Source organism: Mycolicibacterium parafortuitum, from assembly GCF_010725485.1.
Lineage (GTDB): Bacteria > Actinomycetota > Actinomycetes > Mycobacteriales > Mycobacteriaceae > Mycobacterium.
Genome location: NZ_AP022598.1, coordinates 4,306,031 through 4,330,670, shown reverse-complemented (window position 1 = coordinate 4,330,670; position 24,640 = coordinate 4,306,031). Strand labels below are relative to the sequence as shown.

At 69.2% G+C, this 24,640-nt stretch carries 12 protein-coding genes; 4 read left to right on the top strand and 8 right to left on the bottom strand.

Annotated features, from left to right (window positions below; translation table 11 throughout):
* Positions 1-8: 8 nt before the first annotated feature.
* From NTM_RS20550 to NTM_RS20535, 4 genes are all read right to left on the bottom strand, one after another.
* Positions 9-6,500, bottom strand: a complete 6,492-nt coding sequence (locus tag NTM_RS20550; RefSeq protein WP_163767432.1) for a beta-ketoacyl synthase N-terminal-like domain-containing protein — start codon at positions 6,498-6,500, stop codon at positions 9-11.
* Positions 6,497-13,342 (bottom strand): type I polyketide synthase, encoded by a 6,846-nt coding sequence (locus tag NTM_RS20545; protein WP_163767430.1) that lies wholly within the window; start codon positions 13,340-13,342, stop codon positions 6,497-6,499. The genes NTM_RS20550 and NTM_RS20545 overlap by 4 nt, the downstream gene beginning before the upstream one ends.
* A 32-nt stretch (positions 13,343-13,374) precedes the next feature.
* Positions 13,375-14,973: a PfaD family polyunsaturated fatty acid/polyketide biosynthesis protein gene (locus NTM_RS20540; RefSeq protein WP_163767428.1), complete on the bottom strand. Its 1,599-nt coding sequence runs from the start codon at positions 14,971-14,973 to the stop codon at positions 13,375-13,377.
* A gap of 234 nt (positions 14,974-15,207) precedes the next feature.
* The gene (locus tag NTM_RS20535) at positions 15,208-15,579 is read right to left on the bottom strand and encodes a hemophore-related protein (protein ID WP_163767426.1); all 372 of its coding nucleotides are present in this window, start codon (positions 15,577-15,579) and stop codon (positions 15,208-15,210) included.
* Positions 15,580-15,796: 217 nt separating this feature from the next.
* Here NTM_RS20535 and NTM_RS20530 point away from each other — a divergent pair, with 217 nt between their 5' ends.
* Genes NTM_RS20530 through rfbD form a run of 4 tightly spaced genes read left to right on the top strand, consistent with a single transcriptional unit; the run spans position 15,797 to position 20,853 of the window.
* Positions 15,797-17,512: a hypothetical protein gene (locus NTM_RS20530; protein WP_163767424.1), complete on the top strand. Its 1,716-nt coding sequence runs from the start codon at positions 15,797-15,799 to the stop codon at positions 17,510-17,512.
* A 21-nt stretch (positions 17,513-17,533) separates the two neighbouring features.
* Positions 17,534-18,403, top strand: coding sequence for a glucose-1-phosphate thymidylyltransferase RfbA (rfbA, locus tag NTM_RS20525; RefSeq protein ID WP_104861166.1), 870 nt, complete (start codon positions 17,534-17,536; stop codon positions 18,401-18,403).
* The gene (gene rfbB / locus NTM_RS20520; protein ID WP_163767422.1) at positions 18,403-19,401 is read left to right on the top strand and encodes a dTDP-glucose 4,6-dehydratase; all 999 of its coding nucleotides are present in this window, start codon (positions 18,403-18,405) and stop codon (positions 19,399-19,401) included. Before rfbA ends, rfbB begins: the two co-directional genes overlap by 1 nt.
* 18 nt (positions 19,402-19,419) lie before the next feature.
* On the top strand, positions 19,420-20,853 hold the full coding sequence (rfbD, locus tag NTM_RS20515) for a dTDP-4-dehydrorhamnose reductase (protein WP_104861168.1): 1,434 nt from the start codon (positions 19,420-19,422) through the stop codon (positions 20,851-20,853).
* 4 nt (positions 20,854-20,857) lie between these two features.
* Here the strand turns inward: rfbD and NTM_RS20510 are convergent, their stop codons facing one another.
* From NTM_RS20510 to NTM_RS20495, 4 genes are all read right to left on the bottom strand, one after another.
* Complete coding sequence (locus NTM_RS20510) at positions 20,858-21,652, bottom strand: L,D-transpeptidase (protein ID WP_163767420.1); 795 nt, start codon at positions 21,650-21,652, stop codon at positions 20,858-20,860.
* A gap of 107 nt (positions 21,653-21,759) precedes the next feature.
* A complete protein-coding gene (locus tag NTM_RS20505) occupies positions 21,760-22,353 on the bottom strand; it encodes a Pr6Pr family membrane protein (RefSeq protein ID WP_163767418.1) in 594 nt (197 codons plus the stop codon).
* 18 nt (positions 22,354-22,371) lie between these two features.
* A complete protein-coding gene (locus NTM_RS20500; RefSeq protein ID WP_163767416.1) occupies positions 22,372-23,598 on the bottom strand; it encodes a DUF7159 family protein in 1,227 nt (408 codons plus the stop codon).
* Between the two features lie 65 nt (positions 23,599-23,663).
* Complete coding sequence (locus NTM_RS20495; RefSeq protein ID WP_163767414.1) at positions 23,664-24,617, bottom strand: threonine ammonia-lyase; 954 nt, start codon at positions 24,615-24,617, stop codon at positions 23,664-23,666.
* Between the last annotated feature and the right edge of the window lie 23 nt (positions 24,618-24,640).

Sequence of the window (24,640 nt, the reverse complement as noted above, 5' to 3'; positions counted from 1 at the left end):
TGCGGGCTTTACCGCGCCCGCACGCCCATCCCGATGGTCTCGTAGATGCACAGGTCGTCCACCCAGAACCGGCCGTTGAACACCACCAGCACCGAGTCATCTTCCTTTGTCACCGACTGGATTTCGATCTCCGAGCGGGTGCGGCCGTTGGTCGGGATGACCTGTCCGCGGAACTTCCAGCTGAACGACTGTCCCGAGGCCACCGGTTCGAACGCCGTGGCGCCGTCGGCGAGACCGGACAGCCGGACCGCCGCGCGGGCCGCCTGCTGCATGGCCTCCAGCCCGAGCGATCCGGGCTGCACCGGGTCCTGGAAGAAGTGGGCCTTGAAGAACCACGCCTCGGGACGGACGTCGAATTCGGCGACGCACCTGCCCAGGCCGGCCTGACCACCGCCGGGCCAGAAGTTCACCCGGTCGATCACCTGAAGGCGATCCTGGGCCAGCCACGGTGCGCCGTCGAGCTGAGCGTCACGGTAAGACAGCGCCACCGGCGCCGGCTCCGAGAGTGCTTCCAGCACACCGGGTTCGACGCGCAAGCCGACCTGGTTCTTGAGCGCCTCGGGGCTGAAGAACCCGAACGCCGTCTTCATCGTCATCACGATGTCGTCGGCCTGGGTACACACGACCTCGAAGAACACGATCGTCGAGCCGCCGCCCTCGGCGAAGCGCTCCAATCGGGAGGTGACGCGCAGCGTGCCGACCCGCGCGGGCCGGTGCAGCACGACGTCTCCGCCGTCGAGGTTGCGGAACACCACATCGTCGGGACGGTTCGCCGCGAAGCCGTTGTACGACGACAACCAGCCGCACGGCTGCAGCAGGATCTCGATCAGCACAGACAGCGGCACGGCATCAGAGCGGCCGGCCTCGAAATACCACTCGTCGGCGGGCACGTCGTACTCCGCGACGACGACTCCGTCCTTGGTCGGAACTCCGGGCGGACTGCTGACGCTGAGCACGCGCGACATGAAGTGGTACGGCTCGTCCGGCAGACGTGGCGCGCGGCGCGCACCGTCGAACGGGGCATAGAGCGCGCCGAACGCATCCGAGGGCATACCGCGCCCGCACGCCAGTAGCGCCCCCTGGTCACCGCGGACGTCCTTGGTGCCCTCCAGGATCCGGACCGGACCCGGTGCACCCGGGGGCATCGGCCAGTCCGGGACCAGACGCATCCCGAACCGGCGGCAATGGAACACCTTGAACCCGTCACTACTGCACAGCAGCGACGCGAAGATCGTCGGAGTCGGCCCGTCGATGATCTCCTCGACGAACACCTCGTAGTCGAGGACGTGGTCGGCGTCGGGGGTGACCTGGCCGCGGCACACGAAGCGCGCCATCTCGTCGGGCACCGGTTCGAACCGCCACCCGTCGCGGTCGATGGTGAACCCGTAGGCGGCCATCGCGAACGACAGCGCCTGGGTTGCCGCATCGGCCATCAGGGTGCCCGGCATGCACGGGTCGTTCTTGAAATGGCCGTCGTAGAACCACGCGTCCGTGGGTACCGAGGCCCTCGCGCGCAGATACCCTCTGCCCCACGGCCCGCCGTCCGGGTCGAACTCGGCGACCTCGTCGAACAACCGCAGCTTGCCCTTCGGCAGCGACGGGGTGCGGGAGTGCGCGGCGGCCATCTCGAAGCCGGCACCGAAGCAGGCGAACGAGTTCCCGTTCGTGAACGCCTCGATGTCGGTGCGGTCGAAGGACCGTTTCCGCGTCACCTGCGGCGGGTCGTCGCGACGGGCACCTTCCCGCGGGGCGTCGTCTGCGGCGTCCCACAGCACGCCATCGGAGTTGGCGAGTTCCTCGTCGGAGAAGAACCCGGCCTGGCCGTTGCGCACCGAGATCGCCAGCCGGTCGCCGATGTAGCAGTCGTAATGGAAGAAGAACAGCCGGGTGTCACCGGTTTTCGCGTGCCCGTCGATGTGGATGTCGTAGTGCAACGTCTCGCCGCCCTGCGGTAGACCGCCCATGAACGTCAGGTCACATCCGAGCAGGCGGTACACGCGCTGGCTGCGGTTACTGAAGTCCGCACCCAGCCAGGACGCGAGCAGCAGGTCGGCCTGGCCGGACTCGATGACCACCCCGGGCGACATCCGGCCGTTGTGCATGTACCACGCGTCGGGGTCGACGTCGGTTTCGGTGACGATGCGGCCCGTCCCCATCGTGGCCGGCTCACCGTCGATGCTCATCACGCGGTCGGCCAGCAGCAGCGGCGGTTCCGGCATCCGCACCAGCCGCTCGTACTGGTCCAGTTCGGCGAAGATCGGTCCGAGGACCTCCGAGATGTTGCCGCCGGCAAGCGTTTCGAGCTGGGCGCGGTTCCACAGTGGTTCCCTGGCGACCGGTTCCGGCCGTGGCGCGGGCCGGGCCGCGGGCGGCGGTGTCGGTGGCGGTGGCGGTGGCGGGGCAGCCCGCAGTGTGGTCGGAGCGCTGACCACCTCGGCGTGACGTGGCTTCGGTGCCGGGATCACCGCAGGCGCAACGACCGGAGCCGAGGCAACCGGAGCCTGCGCGACCGCGACCGGAGCGGTGCCCGCGGGCAGCGCACCGCCGGTGACGGCGGCCAGGAACGCGCCGCGCGCCTGAAGGAACGACGCGTGCGCCTGCGCCTGGCGCTCGACGAACGCGGTGTGGGTCTCGCTGACCGACGCGACGAGATTCAACGCGGCCGTCGTGCGGTCACTGACCGCCGCGGCGGGCGCGGGTGCCGCGGCAGCGGGCGCGGCCGGTGGCGCGGTGATCACCGTGGCACGGATGGGCGCCGCCTCCGGTGATGACGCGGCCCCCGCGTCGGCGAAGACGAGCGGTTGCAGGCCGGTGGGCGCCGCGGGCATGGGCTGCAGATGGGCGGAATCCAATTCCGGGTTCCTCTCCTGGGGTGGTTCCGGTGTCACGGCGGACACGGTCTCCGGCGCCGGCCCGGCCTCGGCGACATCGACGATGTCGGGCCAGTGCGCGGCGAGTGTCAGTGCGCGGGCGTTGGTCGCCGGCGCGGGGGCGTTCTGCTCGCGAAGCGTCCGCATGCGCTCATCGAAGGCGTCGACCTGCACCGGCAGGCCGTGCACCCACAGCTTGGACACCGTTTCGCCGAGCGCGCGCAGGCCTCGCCGTTCCTGCGGGTCGAGCGCGACCGCGACGTGCGGGCGGTCCCCGAGGATCTTCGGGATCGCGCCGGTCAGGATCGCCCGCGGGCCGTGTTCGACGAACACCCGCACACCGTCTTCCCACGCCTGGAGCACGGTGGCCGGGAAATCGATGGGCTCCAACGCTTGTCGCGTGATCGCTTCGGCGGCGGCTTCCCGGGTCGGGGTGTAGGCCCGGTTCACGGCGTTGGTGTAGAACCGCACGTCGGGAGCCGGGTGGGTCTCGCGGGTGTGGATGGCGCGCCACGTCTCGGCGAACGGTCCGACCGCCTCGCAGTGGATCACCATGTCCAGGCCCAGCGGCATCGCCCGCGCGCCGTCGATGGCGTCGATGATCCTGCGGCACGCGGCGGGGTCCCCGCCGATCACGCAGTCGTCGGGGGCCTGGACGATCGTCATGTACGCAAGCGGCTCGGACTCCAGTGCCCGTTCCACCGCGGCCCGCGGCGCGGTGATCCGCCAGTTCTCCCACGGGGCGGACGGATCGTCGAGCCCCCATGCCTGCGCCGCCACCTTGCACGCGCCGGTCAGCTCGTCGCCGTACATCCCCGACGCCTCGATCTCGTCGAGCATCGGCTCCAGGTCCTGCCAGATACCGAACGCCAGTAGTGAGTTCGTCTCCCCCGACGACAGCCCGATGGCCGCGGCGGGCTCGAGTCCGAGCACGTTGCGGGAGAACTCGGCCTGCGCCTGGCACACCAGAGCGCAGCCCGTCAGCTGGGTCCGCGGGGACAACGTCGTGATACCAGCGCCGTACAGCGCGCGGGCGAGTTCCCCGACGCCCGAGAAGCGTTCGGCGAGTGCATCGCCGAGTTCCGGCCACGCCAGCAGCAGTTCGCGGCCGGCACCGGGGTAGGCGGCCGCAGCCCCGGTGAATGTGAACGCGAGCTCGCCCGTCACCGGTGCGTCGGCGAACGACACACCGGGAAGCACCGGAACCTCGCCGCGGCTCAGCCGCTGCAGGGCTGCCTCGCGCAGATTGTCCACAGTGGCCTGGCTGTCACCGACCACCGCGCAGCGCACCGGACCGCTGCCTCCCGGTTCCCCGCGACGCATCCGGCTGAGCAGGTCGTCCCGGCTTTCGCCGGCATAGCGCTCGGAGACCGGCACCGCACCGACCGCCAGCGGGACCGGAGGTCCGTCGGCCGCGGACACGGTGACCGCGTCGGTCCTGCCGCCGATCGAGTTCAGGCGTGCGGCGCTGTGTATGCCGCCGGGGGCGGGTTGTGCCCCGTTCTGGTCGACGCGGACGCGGGTGCGCACCGCGGCGGCGCGGGCGGCCACCTCCGCGGCGGCGGCTGCGGCGTGCGTCCGGCCGAACCGCTGTGTCGCGAAATTCGGTTCCGCGGTGCGGGTCTCGTCGTTGCCACCGTCTACGTCGACGATCGCGATGATCTCCTCACCGGCTGCCTCGGCGTCGGATCGGCGCTTGAGCACGAACGCCACCGCGGCGTCGCCGTGGGCGGTACCCGGATCGGGGCTGAGCGCATCGGCGGCGCGCGCATGTGCGGGTTCACAGCACATGTCGACCGCGCCGGCGACCACGGTGTCGAGTTCACGGTGGCGCAGCGCCCGGACCGCGATACGGATCGCGTCGAGGCCGGACAGTTCCTCGCCCGAGACCGTGAACCCGAAGCCCCGGAAGTCACGCTGGGCATGGATCCGGTTGGCCGGGATGTTCGGCATGGTCCCGATCACGCCGTCGGCGGTCAATTGGGGCGCCGATTCCCGGTTCGCGGCCAACCACGCGTCGTCGGCCATGTTGCGCACGCGCAACCGCTGCCGCGCGATCGTCGCGTCGCAGCCCATACCGACGATGACGCCGGTGCGTTCCGGGTCGGTGCTGACACCTCCGAGTGCCTCGGCCGCAGCGGCGAGCATCGCCGTCTGCTGGGTGAGGCTGCCCTGGAGCTCCTTGGGAGGAAATCCGAGGCCGCGCAGGCCGACTTCCACCGTCTGCAACGGCGATGCCTCGGTCTGCGGGCCCAACGCGCGGCGCCGGAAGCTCTCGGCGTCGGACGCGTCGCCGGTCACCACACCCATCCCGCAGATCACGATGTCGTCGTGCGGGAGCGCGGGCCGGTTCGACCGGCGACGGGTTGTTGGACCGGAGTAGCTCTCGACGATCAGGTGCGCGTTGTTCCCGCCGAACCCGAAGTTGCTGACCGCGGCCCGCTTGACCGCGCCCTCCCAGGGCGTCGGGGTGGTCGGCAGCGTGAACGGGCTGTCTGCCAGTGTCTCGATCGGCTTGTCGCACAGCGCAGGCGGGATCACCGAGGCCTGCATCGCCGAGAGCACGTTCACCAGGCTGGCCGCGCCGGACACCGTGATGGTGTGGCCGAGGTTGCCTTTGAGCGCACCGAGTTTCAGCGGCACGTCACCGTAAGCGGCGGCGATGCTGCGCAACTCCGTCGCGTCGCCGAGCGGCGTGCCCGTGGCGTGGCAGTCGAGGTAGTCGATGTCCCCGGGTGTGACACCGGCCTGCTCCAGGGCCGCGAGCATCGCCCTGGTCTGACCGGCGACCGCGGGGGCGAGGAATCCACTCTGTCTGCCGTCGTTGGACAGCCCGACACCCGTGATGACACCGAGGATCCGGTCGCCGCAGCGTTCGGCGTCCTCGAGGCGTTTCAACGCGACGAGTGCGGCGCCCGCCGACGGCACCAGTCCGTCGGCGTCGGCGTGGAACGGCCGGGACCGGCCCGTCACGCTCAGCGCCTGCAGCGCGGTGAAACCGAGGTGCAGGAACAGGTCGTCGGAGCCGTTGACCCCGCCGGCGACCATCACGTCGGCGGTGCCGTCGTGCAATGCGTCGCAAGCCAGCTTGATCGCGTACAGCGATGACGCGCACGCCGCGTCGAGGGCGTACGCCGGCCCCGCCATGCCCATCGCCCCGGCGACCAGGTGCACCGGCAGCCCCGAGCAGAACCTGTTGCGCGGATCGACGTCACCGTCGCCGGTCCACACGCTCTCGACGAACGCGGAGTTCATCGTGCTCGGATAGGACAGGTTGCCGATGATCAGCCCGGTGCGAGGCGCCGCGACAGGTCCGCCGAGCGCCTGCTGCGCGCAGTGCGCCAGCCACCATACGAGCGGGTCGAGACGCTCGAAATCGTCGATCTGCGAAGCGAAGTGAGCCAGGTCGAAGGACGTCTCGACGTAGCCGCCGGTCGCCGAGGACACCCGCAGCCCCGGCTCGTCGCCGGCCAGCAGCGCCGCGGGGTCCACGCCGCGCCAATGGTCACGCGGGGTCGGTGTGAGAAGACAGCGGCCCGCCAGGGTCGCGTCGAACAGCGCCTCAGGCGTGCTCGCACCGGGCAGTACGCAACTGCGACCGACGATGGCGACTGGGTCGAACCCGCTCACGACCCGGTGCCTGCGACATAAAACTCCACACCCTCGAGCGTCGCAACCGGTGCGCCGTCCGCGGTTTCGAGCGTGATGTCGAAGTCGACGCGCTTGTCGTTGACCGGGTGGGCCGCCAGCCTGCACCGCAGGTTCCCGGCGTCGGCGAATGACTGGTGCAGCACGACCCGCGCGATGCGGACGGGCAGCACGAGCGGGCGGCCGTGGGCGTTGGCCCACAGGATCCCGAGTTGCAGCCCTCCGTCGACGGCGGCCGCGTCGATGGCCCAGTTGTCCTGAGGCCACCCCAGATCCGCGCGACTCTTGAGGCGGGCGGCTCCGCCCGCCTCACCGAACCCGTCGAGGGATTCGATGACCCCGAACCGGGGACCGTGGAACAGCGGGCCGCCGTACGCGTCGGCGACGCCGAACGGCCAACTGCCGCCGTCGATCCGAGGTACGGACAGAGCTGGCGCACCGGTGTCCGGCTCGAGCACGGCACGATAGCGGGCCCTGCCCTCACAGTCGTGCACCGTAACGGTGTAGCTGGCCCCGGACGGTTCGAAGTCGATGGCCAGATCCTGGTGTTCGGCGGCTGCGAACGTCACACCGGACAGCACCTGGAAGTCGCGGACGACCAGCCCGGTGTCGGCGACCAGTCCTCGCGCCGCGCGCAGCATCGCATCGAGCACGATCACCACGGGCACCACGATCTGTCCCCGGACCTGGTGGTCCTCCAGCATCGGCAGGGTCGCGGTCGACACATCCCACTCCAGGTGGGCGGGACGCAGCCGGGGCTGCGCCGGGGCGGCGACCACGACCGCGGTGGCCGGAGCCCGCCGCAGCGCGGTGTCGGCGAAGAACCGTGCCCCCTCGTCGATCGGGATGACGTTCACTCCGGAGTCGAGGAAACGGCTCTTCAGGGTCTCGTCGACCATGCCGCCGTCCCACGGGCCCCACCCAAATGCACGCACCACACATGCGTCGCCGCGGCGCGCGGACTCGCGGGCGGCGATGGACTCGAGCGCCGCGTTGGCCGCCGCGTATGCCGCCTGACCGGGGTTTCCCGCCCGCGCCGCAATGGACGAGAACAGTGAGATGAACCGCAGATCATCGGATTCGGTGGCGTCCAGGAGAGCCTCGGCACCGATCAGCTTCGTGCTGAACACCTTGACGAAACCTTCGTCGTCGAGGTCTTCGATGCGTTTGTCGGCCAGTACGCCGGCGCCGTGCACCACTCCGACGATCGGACCCAGGTTCCTGCGCACCTCGTCGAGTACACCGTCGAGCGCGGCCCGATCGGTGATGCTGGCCGAGAAGTAGCGCGCCGGGGTGCCCTGCCGCTCCGCCGTGGTGAGCGTCTGGCGAACCTCCCGCTCTGCCAGCAGCGCCTCGGCCTGGGCGCGCGCCTGCGGCAGGCTCAATTGCTCGCCGCGCGCACGCGCCGCCGCCGCGAGCGCGGTGGCGATCTCGGTGGCGGTGGTCCCGGTCGGCTCGTCGGCGGCGGCTTCCCGCAACGGGGTGCGACCGAGAAGAGCCAGCCTCAGCCCGTGTTGCTTGGCCAGCGCCAGCGCGGACGAGGCCGTCACGCCCCGGGCACCGCCGGTCACCAGCACGACACCGCCCTCGGGCACCTCGATCGTCTCTCCGGAGCCGACCGACGACGCGACATCGTCGACGGCGACCAGACGGGAGCCGTCCGCCCGCAACGCGACCTCGATACCGCTGCCGCCTTCGAGCAGCTCAGCGACCAGTCGCCGCGCGTCGAGTGCCTCGATGTCGATGGCACGCACCGACGCGTTCGGCCACTCCCACGCGGCGGTTTTCACCAGGCTCGCCACACCGGTCGGCGTGGATGATCCGGCGAACGTGCCGCCGGTCGACTGCACGGTGACGAACAGGCGAGATTCCGCGTCGCTGCGCGCGACGCTGCGCGCGGCGTGGAACGCACGTACATGCATGTCGACACAGTCCTGCGGTGTGGGCGCCGAGCCCAGTGCGGCAAGGCTGATCACCGCGCTCGCCTGCTCGGGAACCTCGTCGACGGACCTGGCCTTGATGCCGTGTTCGACCAGCGTGCTTTCGAGTTCGTCGGCGAACTGCGGATCCTCGCGGGTGACGAAGACCTCGCCGTCACGCAGACCCGCCATCGCGAAACCCCCGGGCGGCACTTCCCGCAGGGGCGCTTCGGTGCACGACAGACCGCCCGACGGCGCCCCGGCGGTGTCGGGCTCGTCGGCCGGCCCGTGCGGTTCGGCCGACGTGGTCTCGCCGGAGGTTGCACCGGCGAAGCCACCGACGGTGTCGACGACGTCCTGGAGGGTGCGTAGACCCGCCAGCTCAGACGCCGGAATATCCGGAGCACCAGGGTACTTCGCCTGCAACGCAGCCAAAATCTCCACCTGCTTGATGGAATCGATGCCGAGCTCGGCCTCCATCTCCATCTCCAGCGACAACATATCCGCCGGATAACCCGTCTTCTCCGACACGATCGCCAACACCACATCACCGGTCGGCACCACCGGCGCAGCCACCGCAACCGGCGCAGCCACAGCGGCCGGCGCACTACCGGCGAAACCAGCCACCGTGTCGACGACGTCCTGAAGAGTGCGCAGACCCGCCAGCTCAGAAGCCGGAATATCAGGAGCACCAGGATATTTCGCCTGCAACGCAGCCAAAATCTCCACCTGCTTGATGGAATCGATGCCGAGCTCGGCCTCCATCTCCATCTCCAGCGACAACATATCCGCCGGATAACCCGTCTTCTCCGACACGATCGCCAACACCACATCACCGGTCGGCACAGCCGGCGCAGCCACCGCAACCGGCACAGCAGCAGCGGCCGGCGCACTACCGGCGAAACCCGCCACCGTATCGACGACATCCTGAAGAGTCCGCAGACCCGCCAGCTCAGACGCCGGAATATCCGGAGCACCAGGATATTTCGCCTGCAACGCAGCCAAAATCTCCACCTGCTTGATGGAATCGATGCCGAGCTCGGCCTCCATCTCCATCTCCAGCGACAACATATCCGCCGGATAACCCGTCTTCTCCGACACGATCGCCAACACCACATCACCGGTCGGCACAGCCGGCGCAGCCACCGCAACCGGCACAGCAGCAGCGGCCGGCGCACTACCGGCGAAACCCGCCACCGTATCGACGACATCCTGAAGAGTCCGCAGACCCGCCAGCTCAGACGCCGGAATATCCGGAGCACCAGGATATTTCGCCTGCAACGCAGCCAAAATCTCCACCTGCTTGATGGAATCGATGCCGAGCTCGGCCTCCATCTCCATCTCCAGCGACAACATATCCGCCGGATAACCCGTCTTCTCCGACACGATCGCCAACACCACATCACCGGTCGGCACCACCGGCGCAGCAGCCGCAGCGGGGATGACCGGCGCGGGTGCCGGCGTCACCGGCGCAGCGACTTCGGGCGTCAGAAGAGCGGTCGCCCCGTTGGTCACGGGCACGGCGCCGTTGCCGGCCGGCGCAACACCATTGGTGGCCGGGACGACACCGTTGGCCACCGGAGCAGCGCCGTTGGTGGCGGGAACGACACCGTTGGTCACCGGCGCCGGCGCAGGTGCCGGCACCACCTCTTTGAGCGCAACCCGCGACCCGTTCTGCGGAGCCGCGGCAGGCCCGCCGACGATCCCGGACATCATCTGGGTGGCGACGTCCAGGAACGCCTGATGGCTCTGGGTCATCACGTCGAGGTAGCGCTGGTGCTGCTCGGCGGTTTCCCTCTGGATCCGGTCGACGATGCTCCAGGCATCGGTTGACAGCGGTGCGGACACGCTCGGTGCGGGAACATGCACTTCCGGTGCGGGAGCAAGTGTCTGGTGCACGGCCACGGCTGGGGCCGGGGTCACCGCGGCCGGAGCCGGGGCGGCCGGCATCGCGGCGGCGACGGTGTGCGCCGAAGGAGCTTCCATGCGCTGCACTGCGGGGGTCATTCGAGATCCTTCTCCAGCGGGGTCGGACTGGGACGGTGCACTGGTCACGCTGGGACGCGTGCGCTTCGGGGTGATCTGAACCGCTCCGTCCACCGGCGGGTAGGGCTTGCCGAGATTCGCTCCGCCGACCAGGACGGCGTGCTTGGGCGCAGGCTCGTGCTTGGCGGGCTCGTCGAAGTGGTCGAACAGCGACACGAGGTCGAGTTGCACTCCGTCGGCGGCCAGGGCCGCCAGGCCCCGGTGCCAGCCACGCAGGCCGTCGGACTTCGCGCCGTCCAGAGTGACCGCGAGATGCGGTGTTGTGTCCAGGATCTGGTCGACAAGCCCGGTCAGCACGCGACCGGGACCGACCTCGATGAACCGCGTGACGCCGTCGCGCGCCATCGTCTCGATCATGTCCCGGAACTTCACCGGCTGGCGGACCTGGTCGGCGAGTTGCTTGGCCACCTGCTGGCCGTACGGTTGCGCGGTCGTGTTCGCATAGACCGGGAACGCGGGGTCGCCGAGCTTGAGCGTGTTGAGGTACTCGCCCAGCGGTGCCGAACTCGACGCGACGATCTCGGAGTGGAACGCCGACGCGACCGGAAGCCGCCGCGATGAGTAACCGGCGGCCTTCGCCGCGGTCTCGGCCCACTCGATGTCGGCGGCGTGCCCGGCCACCACGACCTGCGTCGGCGCGTTGTCGTTGGCGATGACCAGCGGGCCGACCGATCCGGGACGCGATTTCAGCAGCGCGTTCACCTCGTCGGCGCCGGCGACGATCGCCAGCATCGCGCCGTCCTTGCCCTGGCCGGCCTCGGCCATCAGGACACCGCGCATACGCGCGGTCTCGACCAGCCGCTCAACCGGGATGACGCCGGCCGCGGCAAGCGCGGTGACCTCACCGAAGCTGTGCCCGGCAGCTGCGTCGGCGGTGACGCCGAGGACATCGAGCAGGGCCAGCTGGGCAAGGCTGGCCGCCGCGATCGCCGGCTGGGCGTTGTGCATCGCGGTGAGTTCGGTCTTCTGCGCGTCCGCGGCCGCGGTGTCGAAGGCGGGCTCGGGGAACACGATCCGGTGCAGATCCGCGAGATCACCGTCGAGGCCGTCCCATACGGAGATGGCGTCGGGGAATTCCATGGCCAGGTCCGCGCCCATTCCGACGTACTGGCTGCCCTGACCGGGGAACAGGAATGCGGTCTTTCCCGGGCGCGCGGAGCCGAAGCCCACCGCGATGTTCGGATCCTTCAGCGTCGCGGCGGAACCGTCGGCCAGCGCCGTGCGCAGCTTCTCCGCCAGTGTCTCCAGCGCCCCGGTGTCGGCCGCCACGAGTCCGGCGCGCGCGGGACGGGACGCGTCGAAATCCTGGGCCGCCTCGAAGGCGATGCGGGCCAGCGACTCCCCCGATCGCGCCGCGGCGACGATGTCGCCGGCCCGCTTCTGCAGGTCTGCGTCGTTGTCGGCGCTGAGCACCACCAGCTCGGTCGGAAGCGTCCGGAGCCGCTTGGCACGGTGCTCGCCGCGGTACTCCTCCAGCGTGACATGGAAGTTGCTTCCGCCGAACCCGAACGAGCTGACCGCGGCGCGCCGCGGCTGCTCCCCCGTGCGGACCCACGGTCGCGTCTGCGCGTTGACGTAGAACGGGGTCTCGTCCAGCCCCAGCGCGGGGTTCGGGCGATCCACCTTGATCGTGCCGGGAAGCGTCGAATGCTGCAGTGCGAGAACGGCCTTGATCAGACCGGCGGCGCCGGCAGCGGCCTTGGTGTGACCGATCTGGGACTTCACCGAACCCAGCGCGGTCCGCGCCGACTCCCCGGTGAACACCGACTTGAGACCGGCGAACTCGGCGACGTCACCTGCCTTCGTCGCGGTGCCGTGCGCCTCGACGAGTTCGACGGTGTCCGGCGAGTAGCCGGCATGCTCGTATGCCCGGCGCAGCGCCTTCGCCTGTCCTTCCGAGCGCGGTGCGTACACGCTCGAGGCGCGTCCGTCCGACGACGAACCGAGCCCGCGGATCACGGCGAGAATCTGGTTGCCGTCGCGTTCGGCGTCAGCGAGCCGCTTGAGGGCCACCATGCCCACACCCTCGCCGATGATCGTGCCGTCCGCGGCGTCCGAGAACGGCCTGCAGTCCCCCGACTGGGAGAACGCGGGCGTCTTGGAGAAGCACATGTACATCATCACGTCGTTGAGCGCGTCCACACCGCCGGTCAACACCAGGTCGGACTCGTGCAGATACAGCCGGTGCAACGCGCTCTGCAACGCCGACAGCGAGCTCGCGCACGCGGCGTCGACGACGAAGTTGCAGCCACCCAGATCCAGCCGGTTGGCGACGCGCCCAGCGACCACGTTGCCGAGCAGGCCGGGGAACGTGCTCTCGATCCAGGCCGGGTAATGATCGGCGATGTCCTGGCAGATCTCGTCGGCTTCGTCTTCGGCAAGTCCGTTCTCCAGCAACGCCTTGCGCCAGATCGGGCGCTGCATGCGCGAACCCATCTGCACGACGAGTTCGGTCGTGGATGCGACGCCGAGCACGATGTCCACCCGGTCGAGGTCGGTCAAGACGTCGGCGCGCATCGCCTCGTCGAGGGTCTTTCTGGCCGCGATCAGGGCGAGCAGTTGTGCCGAATCGGTCGCGGACAGCGCGTTGGGAGGTAGCCCGAAGCGGATCGGGTCGAACAGCACCGGATCGATGAACCCGCCACGCTTGCAATAGGTCCTGTCCGGCACCTTCGGATCAGGGTCGTAGTAGTCCTCGATCAGCCAGTGTGACGGCGGCACCTCACTGATGGCGTCCCGGCCACCGGTGATGGTGCGCCAGAAACCCTCCAGGCCGGGCTCTCCCGGATAGATCGCGGTGGCCGCGACCACGGCGACGGGGATGGCAGAGATGCCGGGGGGCTGCTTGTCTTCGGTCATTGCGCCTTTATCTATCTGCGTGTGGGCGGGAGTCATCCGAGGGGTCGTGGACGGAAATCGAAGGCCGACGGCGGCATTGCCACGCCGGCAGCACGGAGTTGCCCGGCGCGCGTCACGGCGGCCGCGCCCTCGAGCAGATTCATCGCGATCTGGCGGACCGTACGCGACTCGACGGGTTCGAGGAAACTGCCCCGGACCCATTCGTTGAAGCCCCCCATCGCCGGGCCGCACCAGATCTGGTAATCCGCACGGCGCGCGGCGTTCCCCTCGCGGGCCCACTGCGCACCGTTGAACAGGTACCAGCGAAACACCAGCGCCATACGATGTTTGGCGTCGACTCGCGCGCGCTCGATCTGCTGCGGATCACGCATCGCGAAGAACGACTCGGTCTCCGCCCAGATCTCGTCCACACCGAGGCCGAGGACCGCCTTCTCCAGATTCTTGACCTCCTCCGCGGGCGCCGCCTCCAACGAGGGGTATTTGCGGTAGAACTCGCCCAGTCGCTGCGCGCGCTGGGCGAACATGGTGCCGCGCTTGAGGACCTGCACCGTGACACCCATCTCGAACATGTCCGCCGCGGGCGCCATCGCCACATCGGTGGCCTGCGCCACGGCGAGTAGTGCCCGCGCATCCGGCGACAGCCCACTCTCGACGGCCGACTGGTTGACCGAACCGGTCAGCACATACGCGGCTCCCGCGGCGAATGCGGCCGCCACGGCCGACGGTGTGCCGAGCCCGCCGGCAGCACCCACCCGCGGTAGCACCGGGTAGCCGTGGGCGGCGGCGATCTCGTCGCGCAGTTCGATCAGGCGCGGCAGCAACACCGTCAAGGCCCGGTTGTCGGTGTGCCCGCCCGAGTCGGCTTCGGCCGTGATGTCCTCGGCGATCGGGATGCTCGCGGCCAGACCGGCTTCGTCGGCGGTGAGCCTGCCGGCGGCCACCAGCGCACGCAGCATCGGTTCGGGTGCCGGAGAAAGAAATTGGCGCGCAACCTCGTCGCGGGAAACCTTGGCGAAGATGTGCCCGGCACGGACGACGCGCCCATCCGCGCCGCGGCGCAGGCCTTTCGCGGCATAGAGCACGACAGCGGGGGTCAGTTGCATAAACGCCGAGGCCGACACGTATCGCACCCCGAGCCGGTGGAGCAGGTCGACGGTGGCCATCTCGACACCGTCGCTCTGGACGTTGTGGATCAGGTTGGCGCCCCACCCGAGGCTGTCGGGTCCGACGGCGTCCTGGATCTCGCGCACGCCCGCTTCAATGGTGTTCAGGTCGAGTCCGGCGCTGCCGTAGAACGCCATCACCCCCGCGCGCACACCTTCGATGGTCATCCGTGGTGTCGCGATGCCACGCGCCATCTCCCCGATGACGTACGGAAACCGCACGCCGTGGGCCGCGGTGAAACTGCGGTCGCCCAGCCACTCCGGAAAGAGCGCGGGAAGGATCGCCAGCAGACTTTGCCGCATCAGCTCCGGCGTGAGCGCTCCGGAGCCGTCGAGAAGGACGGGCCGTGGCCCGTCCGGGGACGCCACGACGGCGACCGGCCGGCGGATCTCGGCAAGTGCCTCGAACACGTCAGAACGATCGAGCAATCCCGTCGAGGCGCCGTTTACATGATGGGACTCAGTCATCGCTCCTCGCACGGCAGGGACTCTAACGGTTTAATTTACGGTGGGGTAGGTTTTGGACGACGTAGGGACAAATCAGCAATGGTGTCCGGCGTGGCGGGCAATCCGCATTAAAGGGACGACACATTTCGGCTGCGCGCACGGCAAACTTCCCTCCGGCATCGCGCCGGACGGTGAACCCACATCAGAGCAGAAAACGCACCGGCCGCGTCGGGGCCGGTGCGGAAGTCGTCGGAGTCAGTAATTCATACAGGAGCCGGCAACCTGGCTCACCTGGGGGCCGAGCAGCGCGGTGAGCATCTGCTGAAGTTGCGGATTGGCGGCTTGCTGTTTGGCGATCTCGGCGCGCCGTTGCTCGACCGGCATCGCCAGGAACGACTGCAGGTTCGCCTGCATGTCCGGACGCATCGACAACTGCGCGGCCAGCTCGGGTGTCTGGGCGTTCATCGCCGCGGTCACTTGCGCGTAATTGCAGCTCGTCGTCGCCAACGCCTCGGAAAGCGGATCCGCCGCGGCGATACCGGGTACGGCCGCCAAGCCGATCGCCGCCGCGCCCCCGACCACCGCGATCCCCGCCATCCCCCGCCGAACCCACTGTATAGACCTCAAGGCAAACACCCCTCCTGTGACGAGATCCGTCAAGAGCGGATCCGGGCACGTCGTATCTTGACCGCGACGAGCGGTCCGCGCAACACCCCGTGCGGCCGGAACCGGACCGCCCACAACGTATGGTGAACGCCGCCGTTAATTTTTGCCAGAAACCCCGACCGGTGCGCAAACGGCGCGTAACATGCGGCGTCGGTGGGGATGCGAGAACAGGATGTCGATGGATTCGGTACGGGTTAAGGGCGGCCTGCTGGCCACAACGTTCGTCACGGGAGCACTCGCGTCCTCGACACTGGTCGGCGCTCCGACCGCCGATGCCTCCTGCTTCTCCATCTTCGGGATCGGCAACGGTAACGGCTGCACCAGCAACCCGCTGAGTTTCGCGATCGCGATCGGCGACGGCGCGACCGCCGATGCCCGGCTGGGATTCCTCGGCGGGGCGGTCGCACTGGGCACCAACGCCAGCGCGACCACGAACTGGACCCTGGGCACGGCGGTCACCGCTCTCGGCGAGGGTGCCAGTGCCATCGCGTCGTACTCGCTGTTCTCGTTCCTGTCGCAGCTGGGCCGAGGGGCCACGACGGTGGTCGGCGGACCCAACCTCGCCGTGGGCATCTCGAACGGAGATGCTCAGTCCACCAGCATCATCGGTGGTTTCAACATCCTGGCCCACATCGGTTCGGGCACCGCCTCGGCGCTCGGCGGCGGGAACCTCCTCCTCGGTTATTCGGGCAGCGGCGCCCACAATGTCGGCGCCTCGGGGTTCGGCAACGTCGGTATCCAGCTGGGACCGGGAAGCACGCAGATCGTCGGCGGCCTCAACCTTGCGCTGGGCGCCTCGCCCTGGGGCAGCGGTGCCCAGGTCACGATCGCGGGCCTGCTCGGCACGGTGGCGCTGAACCTGTTCGGTAACGGCACCACCTCGGCCCAGGGCGTGTTCGGCGGCGCCGTGAACCTGTTCGGAACCAGCAATGTCGAGATGGCGGGCATCTTCTCGACCGCGCTGAACATCCTCGGCAACGGCAATACCGTCCGCGTGATCCCGCAGGCCTTGCTCAGCATTGCCTTGGGAGTGCTGAGCAACGACGCCAGCGTGTCGGCCGGCCCGGGACCGATCTCACTCGACATCGCGCTTCTGGAGAACGCTTTCGCCGTCGGTCGAGCCATCGGATCGGCGATCAACGACAGCTCCGCGCCCGGTACCGCCGCTACCCAGATGGCCTCGTACGCCCTGACCAACGCGATGTCCGCTGCGGCCGCCGGTGACCTGACGACGGCATTCTCGGCGTTGTCGGCATTGCCGCGCAACGTGATCAACGCATTCCTGCACGGTTACGACCCCGACGGCGACGGCCCCGCCGCTGCGCTGCCCGGCTTGCTGTCGAAGAAGGAGAACGGCCACAACGGCGGCCCGATCTACCAGTTGTTCGTCGGGCTGCCCGCCTCGATCGCGGCCGCCATCGAGAACGTCTCCTCGGCCGCCGCGCAGTCCGGCACGACCGCCGCCCCTGAATCGGAAGACGCCGGCGACGGGGAAGGCACCGTCGCTGACGACCCGGCCGCTGACGACGCCGTCGTAGCCGACCCGCCCGCTGACGACGCCGTCGTAGCCGACCCGGCCGCTGACGACACGATCGTGGACGAAACCCTCACCGAGGACACGGTCGTGGACGAAACCCTCACCGAGGCCGCGGTCGAGGACGATCTCGAAATCGACGACGCCACAGAAACTCCCGCGAGCGAGGACGTCGAAGCCGAACCCGCCGGGCCTTCCGGGTCGGGCTCGCCCGGATCCTCCGCCGACGGCGACAAGTCCGACGATTCGGGATCGACGGCGAGTTCCGGTTCCGGCTCCGACAGCGACGCCGGTTCCAGCAGCGGCAAGCACCGCAAGGGTGGCGGCAAGCACCGCGCCGGACCCAAGCACGCGGCCTGACATGGGAAGTGCGACGGCGCTGTGAAAGGGATCATCCTCGCGGGTGGGTCCGGCTCGCGACTGCATCCGATCACCTACGGGGTGTCCAAACAGCTGATCCCGGTCTACGACAAGCCGATGGTGTACTACCCGCTGTCGACGCTGATGCTGGCCGGCATCCGCGACATCCTGGTGATCACCACCCCGCACGACGCCCACAGTTTCGAGCGTCTGCTCGGTGACGGTTCGCGCTTCGGAGTCTCCATCACCTTCGCCCAGCAGCCGTCACCCGACGGGCTCGCGCAGGCGTTCACCATCGGTGAGGATTTCATCGGCGACGACAAGGTCGCGCTCGTCCTGGGTGACAACCTGCTGTACGGGCCGGGGCTGGGCACTCAGTTGCGGGACTTCTCCGACCTCGACGGCGGAACCATCTTCGCGTACTGGGTCGCCGAGCCGTCGGCCTACGGCGTCGTCGAGTTCGACTCGGCCGGCGTGGTGGTGTCGCTGGAGGAGAAGCCGAAACGACCCAAGAGCAATTACGCGGTTCCGGGGCTGTACTTCTACGACAACGACGTCGTCGAGATCGCCAGGCACCTCAAGCCCAGTGACCGTGGCGAGTACGAGATCACCGACGTCAACCGCGCCTACCTGGAACAGGGACGATTGCGGGTGCAGGTGCTGCCGCGCGGGACCGCCTGGCTGGACACCGGCACCTTCGACCAGATGACCGATGCGGCCGACTTCGTGCGCACGATGGAGCGGCGCACCGGCTTGAAGATCGGGGTGCCCGAGGAGATCGCCTGGCGGCAGGGCTTTCTCAGCGACGACGAGCTGTGCGACCTGGCCACCGGATTGGTGAAATCGGGCTACGGTAAGTACCTTCTCGATCTTCTCGACAGGGGTATTTAGTGGCGCGACTTCTCGTCACCGGTGGTGCCGGTTTCATCGGATCCAATTTCGTGCACCACGTCATCGCGAACACCGACCATCACGTCACCGTGCTGGACAAACTCACCTACGCGGGTAACCGCGCCTCGCTGAACGGACTGCCCGAGCACCGGGTCGATTTCGTGCACGGCGACGTAGCCGACGCCGAGCTGGTCGACGACCTGGTGGGAGCCGCCGACGCAGTCGTGCACTATGCCGCGGAGTCCCACAACGACAACTCGCTGGACCGCCCGGAACCGTTCCTGCACTCCAACGTGATCGGCACCTTCACGTTGTTGGAAGCTGTCCGCAGGCACGGCAAGAGGATGCACCACATCTCCACCGACGAGGTGTACGGCGATCTCGACCTGGACGACCCGGCGAGGTTCACCGAGGCCAGCCCGTACAACCCGTCCTCGCCGTACTCGTCGACCAAGGCCGGCAGTGATCTTCTGGTCCGGGCCTGGACCCGGTCCTTCGGGGTCGCCGCGACGATCTCGAACTGCTCCAACAACTACGGGCCCTACCAACACGTCGAGAAGTTCATCCCGCGCCAGATCACCAACATCCTGTGGGGTATGCGCCCCCGCCTTTACGGTGAGGGCCGCAATGTGCGTGACTGGATCCACGCCGACGACCACTCGTCGGCAGTGCTGTTGATCCTGGAGAAGGGCCGCATCGGCGAGACCTACCTGATCGGCGCCAACGGCGAGAAGGACAACAAGACGGTGGTCGAGTTGATCCTGAAGCTGATGGGCCAGGATCACGACGCCTATGACCGGGTCCCCGACCGGGTCGGACATGACCTGCGCTACGCGATCGACCCGACCAAGCTGCGCGACGAACTGGGCTGGCAGCCCAGGTACCGTGATTTCGAACAGGGCCTCGCGGCGACCATCGACTGGTACCGCACCCACGAGGACTGGTGGGCGCCCGCCAAGGAAGCGACCGAGGCGTTCTACGCCCGAATCGGCCAATAACACAGGGGCGGAACAGTTTTGACGGAGTACGGTAAGACGCTGCGCGCGATCGACACGCCGATCCCCGGGCTCACCCTCTGGGAACTGCCCGTGCACGGCGACAATCGCGGTTGGTTCAAGGAGAACTGGCAGCGCGCGAAGATGGTGGCCGCCGGGCTGCCGGACTTCGGCCCGGTGCAGAACAACATCTCGTTCAATCAGGCCGCCGGGACCACCCGCGGGATCCATGCCGAACCCTGGGACAAGTTCATCTCGGTCGGTTCGGGCCGGATCTTCGGCACGTGGGTCGACCTGCGCTCGGGCCCGACTTTCGGCACGGTGTTCAGCGCCGAGATCGATCCGTCACGCGCGGTGTTCGTGCCGCGCGGTGTCGGCAACGGCTTCCAGACGCTGGAACCCGAGACGGTCTATGTGTACCTGGTCAACGACCACTATTCGCCGGATGCCAGCTATCCGTCGCTGAATCCGGCCGACGCCGCCCTCGGCATCGACTGGCCGATCCCGCTGGACCGCGCGGAGATGTCGGAGAAGGACCGCGCCCAGCCGCCGCTGTCGGAGGTGCAACCGGTCCCGGCGCCCAAGACGCTGGTCCTCGGCGCCGACGGACAACTCGGCCGGGCCCTGCGCGCCGAGTTCGCCGGCGCGGCGCACGTCGAGTTCGCCACCCGCGCCGAGTTCGACCTGGCTTGCGGTGACCTGCCGGCGCTGCGCCGCTGGCGCGACTACGACACCATCGTCAACGCGGCGGCCTACACCGCGGTGGACACCGCCGAAACCGCCGAGGGACGGGCCGCGGCGTGGAGTGTCAACGTCGCCGGCGTCGCCGAACTGGCGCGGATCGCCGCCGCTCACGGCATCACCCTGGTGCACGTGTCCAGCGACTACGTCTTCGACGGCACCGCGGCGCGGCCCTACCGCGAAGACGATCCGATGGTGCCGCTCGGTGTCTACGGACAGACCAAGGCCGCGGGCGACCAGATCGTGTCGACGGTGCCCCGGCACTACATCGTGCGGACGTCATGGGTGGTCGGCGACGGCCGCAATTTCGTGCAGACCATGCTGTCGCTGGCCGAGCGCGGAGTGGACCCGTCGGTCGTCGACGACCAGCATGGGCGTCTGACATTCACCTCGGAGCTGGCCCGTGCGATTCGCCATCTCCTGCAGACCAAAGCCGCGTACGGCACCTACAACGTGTCCGGGTCGGGGTCAGTGGGTTCGTGGGCCGACGTCGCACGGCAGACGTTCGCGCTGGCCGGCCACGATCCCCAGCGCGTCCACCCGGTATCCACGGACACCTACTTCGCGGCCGCGACCGCGCCGGTCGCTCCACGCCCGGCGAACAGTGTGCTGGACCTGTCGAAGCTCGAAGCGACCGGATTCGTCCCGGCCGATGCCGCCGGCACCCTGGCCGACTACGTCGGGGCCCGCACCAGGCAGACCCAGCAGGCCTGACCGGTCAGGCCTGCACGACGATCGGGTCGCCCACCGAGACCGTGTCGTAGTACCACGCGGCGTTGTCGGGGCTGAGATTGATGCAGCCGTGGCTGACGTTCGCATAGCCCTGCGAGCCGACCGACCACGGCGCCGAGTGGACGTAGACACCTCCCCAGGTGACCCGGACGCCGTACTCCCCCTTGATCAGGTAGCCCTCCGGGTCGTCCAGCGGGATGCCGATGGTGCGGGAGTCGAACGTGACGTTGCGTTCCTTCGACAGTGCGGTGAAGCGGCCGATCGGGGTCGGGAACTTGGGTTTGCCCATCGACGCGGGCATCTGCCGCGCGACCTCCCCGTCGATGCTGACGGTGAACGTGTACGAACTCAGATCGGCGACACCGACCACCGAGGACCCGGTCTGGAAGCTGGTCGAGAACCCGCCGACCGACACCGCGATCGGGGTGTGGGCGGGATAGAACTCCGCCGGCTCCCACTGCAGCCGGCGATCGTCGAGCCAGTTGAACGAGCCGTCCGCGGGTTCGGTCGTGCCTGCGGGACGTACCTCGATAGATTGCTGCGCCGACGCCCGATCCCGCACGGGTTCGGCGAACGTGACCGTCACCGGGTGTGCGACCCCGACGGTCTGGCCGGGCTCGGGTGACACCCCGGCGACGGTGGTGTCGACCGCGGCCGTGGCCGTCGTGAGCGGACCGGTGACGGCCAGCCCGGTCAGCAGCATCGCACTGCCCGCCGCGGCCGCCAGGCGCGGGAAGATCCTGCGCGGTGATCGGGTTTGCTGCCGACGCTGCCTCAGCATGCTGCCATCCTAGGTTGTCGGATCCGCCCCCTGCGACGCTGCTGCTTCACGTCGCGGCAAAGCCGCGGATTCTCCTATTGACTATCGGTGCCCGGACCCGCGACGTTTCATCCCGGGTGAGTCCGCAGGACCCGGGCGCCGCGGTGCAGCGCCAGCAGGACGTAACCCGACGCGAGGACGCCGGCAGCCAGCGCGCCGACGTTCAGCGCGACGACTCCGGCGCCGACGCTGCCGGGATCGGGGAAGTAGTACGGGGCGCGCCGGCCCAGGTCGTTCAGCACGAGCAGAGCCAACAGCAGGTATCCAGCCGGGTAAGTCAGCCACACAAGCGGCTGCCACCAGCGCAGTGCCGCGCCGTCGCGACCGACGAGCAGCCAGTCCGCCAGCGCGAGGACCGGCACCGCCACGTGCAGCAGGAAGTTCGCCGGGGTGTAGCCCATGCTGTGCTCTGTCAGCAACAGGTTCCACACGACGCCCGCCAGGACGAGGTAGAGCACCACGGCACCGCGCCAGGCGACACGCGCGTCGGCCCTCGGGGACACCAGCGTCCACCCGAAGTAGGCCGCGGCGAGCAGGTTCGCCTGATAGGTGAACGTGATCAGGCGCCACCCGACACCTCTGCTCGACGTCACCTCGACGAGCACCAGTGCCGCCACCACGCACGCGACGATCGCCGCGCGCAGCACGATCCGCACGCTCACTCCAGCGAGCCTATGCGCCTAGGGCAGCGGCGGCGCGGGCGCCGGCGGGGCCTGCTCCGGCGCGTCGCCACGGTTGCCGATCCGGTCCCGGATCCGCTGCAGGATGCCGGGGCGCTCCTCGGGCACGGGCGGCACCATCGCGGGTGCCGGGACGGCGTCGACCGGCGGCAACGGCTCGGGCGGCGCCTCCTCCAGAGCGGGAGCCTCCGCGCTGGGCACGACCACCGGCGGCACGTCCACAGGGGGCACCTCCACCGTGGGTACCTCCTCGGCCGGGATCGCTTCCTCGGGCCCGGTCTCGACCGCGGGGATCGGCGCCGGCGGCGACACCGGCGTGGGTGTCCACACCGGGGCCGGGGCCACCGAGGCCGGAACCTCGACGACCGGACGGGTGGGCGCTACCGCTGGCTCGGGAGCCAGCTGCAAAGCAAGAGCCGCCGATGCCGACACGACGAAGGTGACGACACCGGCGATCAGCAACGCGGCCGGCCCGAACTGCGCACAACGTCGCGCCACCGGGCCTTTCGCCGCACCCGGTGCGCTGTCGGAGCAGTCGGTGAGCTCCCCCGGCTGCGCGCAGGCCAGGGCGGCGCCACGGGCCAGCGCCAGCTGCGCCTGGTCCGGCGAGAACACCGGCACCCCGAGCGCGTCTTCGAGTAGTGGCAGCAGATCGTCGAGGTCCTCGGCGGAGCCGACGAGCACCAGCGCCTCCGGTTCCCAGTCGGCGCGGGCGAACACGGCGCTGAGCCAGCCGACGAGGTCTTCCTCGGTCACCACGTTGTGGTTGACCGCGGTCTGCACGGCATCGTCGGCGTCCTCACCGGCGGAGACCACCAATGCGATGAGCTGCTCGGGCTCGATCACGCACACCGCGGTGGTCGCATAGCCCAACACGTGCGCGATGCGGCGTGCCAGCGCGTCGGTGGCCTCCGACAGCCGCACCGGCACGACGTTGCCGAAACCGGATTCGTTCAGCGAATCCAGGAGCAACGCGGCTTCGGCGTCCGCGTCGTCACTCCAGGTCACCCCGATGGAGTGCACGCGCCGGCCCAGGTCGGCGGCGATCGCCTCGCTGCGCAGCACCGCGGCCGCGGCCTTCTCGGACGTCGTCAACGCGTCGCCCTGACCGCGCCTTCGGATCTCGAAGCGTTCGCCGTCGAGCGTGACCCGATCGTCGTCGCTGCCCTCGACCAGGACGACACCGACGCCCGAGGGCGTCACCGACAACCCGAGCACAGCGTTCACGAGAACTCCTTCAAAAACCCCGGGTGACCCTACCGCCGGCCAGGCGGGATTGCACACCTGTCAAATCAGCCGGGAGCCGGTTCGGCCAGGATCCGGCGCAGCATCTGCGGTTCGATGTTGCCGCCGGACAGAATCACCACGGTCTCCCCCGGCGGTGTGCCGCCACGCCGGTAGCCGGCCAGCGCCACCGCCCCGCTGGGCTCGGCGACGAGCCGGCCCCGGTATGCCAATTCGCGGACCGCCGAACGTATCTCGTCCTCCGAGACGGTGATCATCCCGTCGAGCACCCGCTGGAGGTGAGCGAACGTCAGCTCCGACGGCTGGGAGCGAAGACCGTCGGCGATGGTGCGGTTGCGGTCCTCGATGGACCAGTCGACGCGGTGGCCCGCACTCAGACCCGCGGCGGTATCGGCGGCCAACTCGGGCTCCACCCCGAAGATCGTCGCCTGCGGGCACAGCGCGCGGATCGCGGTGCCGATACCCGAGGCCAGCCCCCCGCCGCTGACCGGGATCAGCACCGTGCGCACCGACGGCAGGTCCTCGGCGATCTCGATACCGATCGTGCCCTGCCCGGCGATCACGTCAGGATGGTCGAACGGCGGGATCATCGCGCCGGCGGTCTCGGCGAGGACCTCCGCGGCCACCGTCTCCCGTTGGCCCGCCTCCGAGAGCACCACCCGCGCGCCGAGGTCTCGGGTCGCCTGGATCTTGATGTTCGGCGTCTCCTTCGGCATCACGATGTGGGCTCGCAGCCCGAACGCCGCCGCGGCGTACGCCACCGCCTGCGCGTGGTTGCCGCTGGAATACGCGACCACGTCGGTCGCGCGGTCCTTCACCGCCCCGACCGCGTTGAACGCCCCACGGACCTTGAACGCGCCGATCGGCTGCAGGCTCTCGGGTTTGATCCACAGCGGCCGTTCGGGGTCACCCCAGCCCGCCGACACCAGCGGGGTGCGTACCACGTGCGGGCGGATGCGCTCCGCCGCAGCCCTGACGTCTTCGATCGTCACCAGCTTCATGGCTCGAGTCTGCGGCACGGGGC

What these genes read in the sequence shown, in the direction of transcription:
- NTM_RS20545 (WP_163767430.1), bottom strand. Translation starts at nt 13,342, where the DNA reads ATGACCGAAGACAAGCAGCCCCCCGGCATCTCTGCCATCCCCGTCGCC.
- NTM_RS20540 (WP_163767428.1), bottom strand. Translation starts at nt 14,973, where the DNA reads ATGACTGAGTCCCATCATGTAAACGGCGCCTCGACGGGATTGCTCGAT.
- NTM_RS20530 (WP_163767424.1), top strand. Translation starts at nt 15,797, where the DNA reads ATGGATTCGGTACGGGTTAAGGGCGGCCTGCTGGCCACAACGTTCGTC.
- NTM_RS20510 (WP_163767420.1), bottom strand. Translation starts at nt 21,652, where the DNA reads ATGCTGAGGCAGCGTCGGCAGCAAACCCGATCACCGCGCAGGATCTTC.
- NTM_RS20495 (WP_163767414.1), bottom strand. Translation starts at nt 24,617, where the DNA reads ATGAAGCTGGTGACGATCGAAGACGTCAGGGCTGCGGCGGAGCGCATC.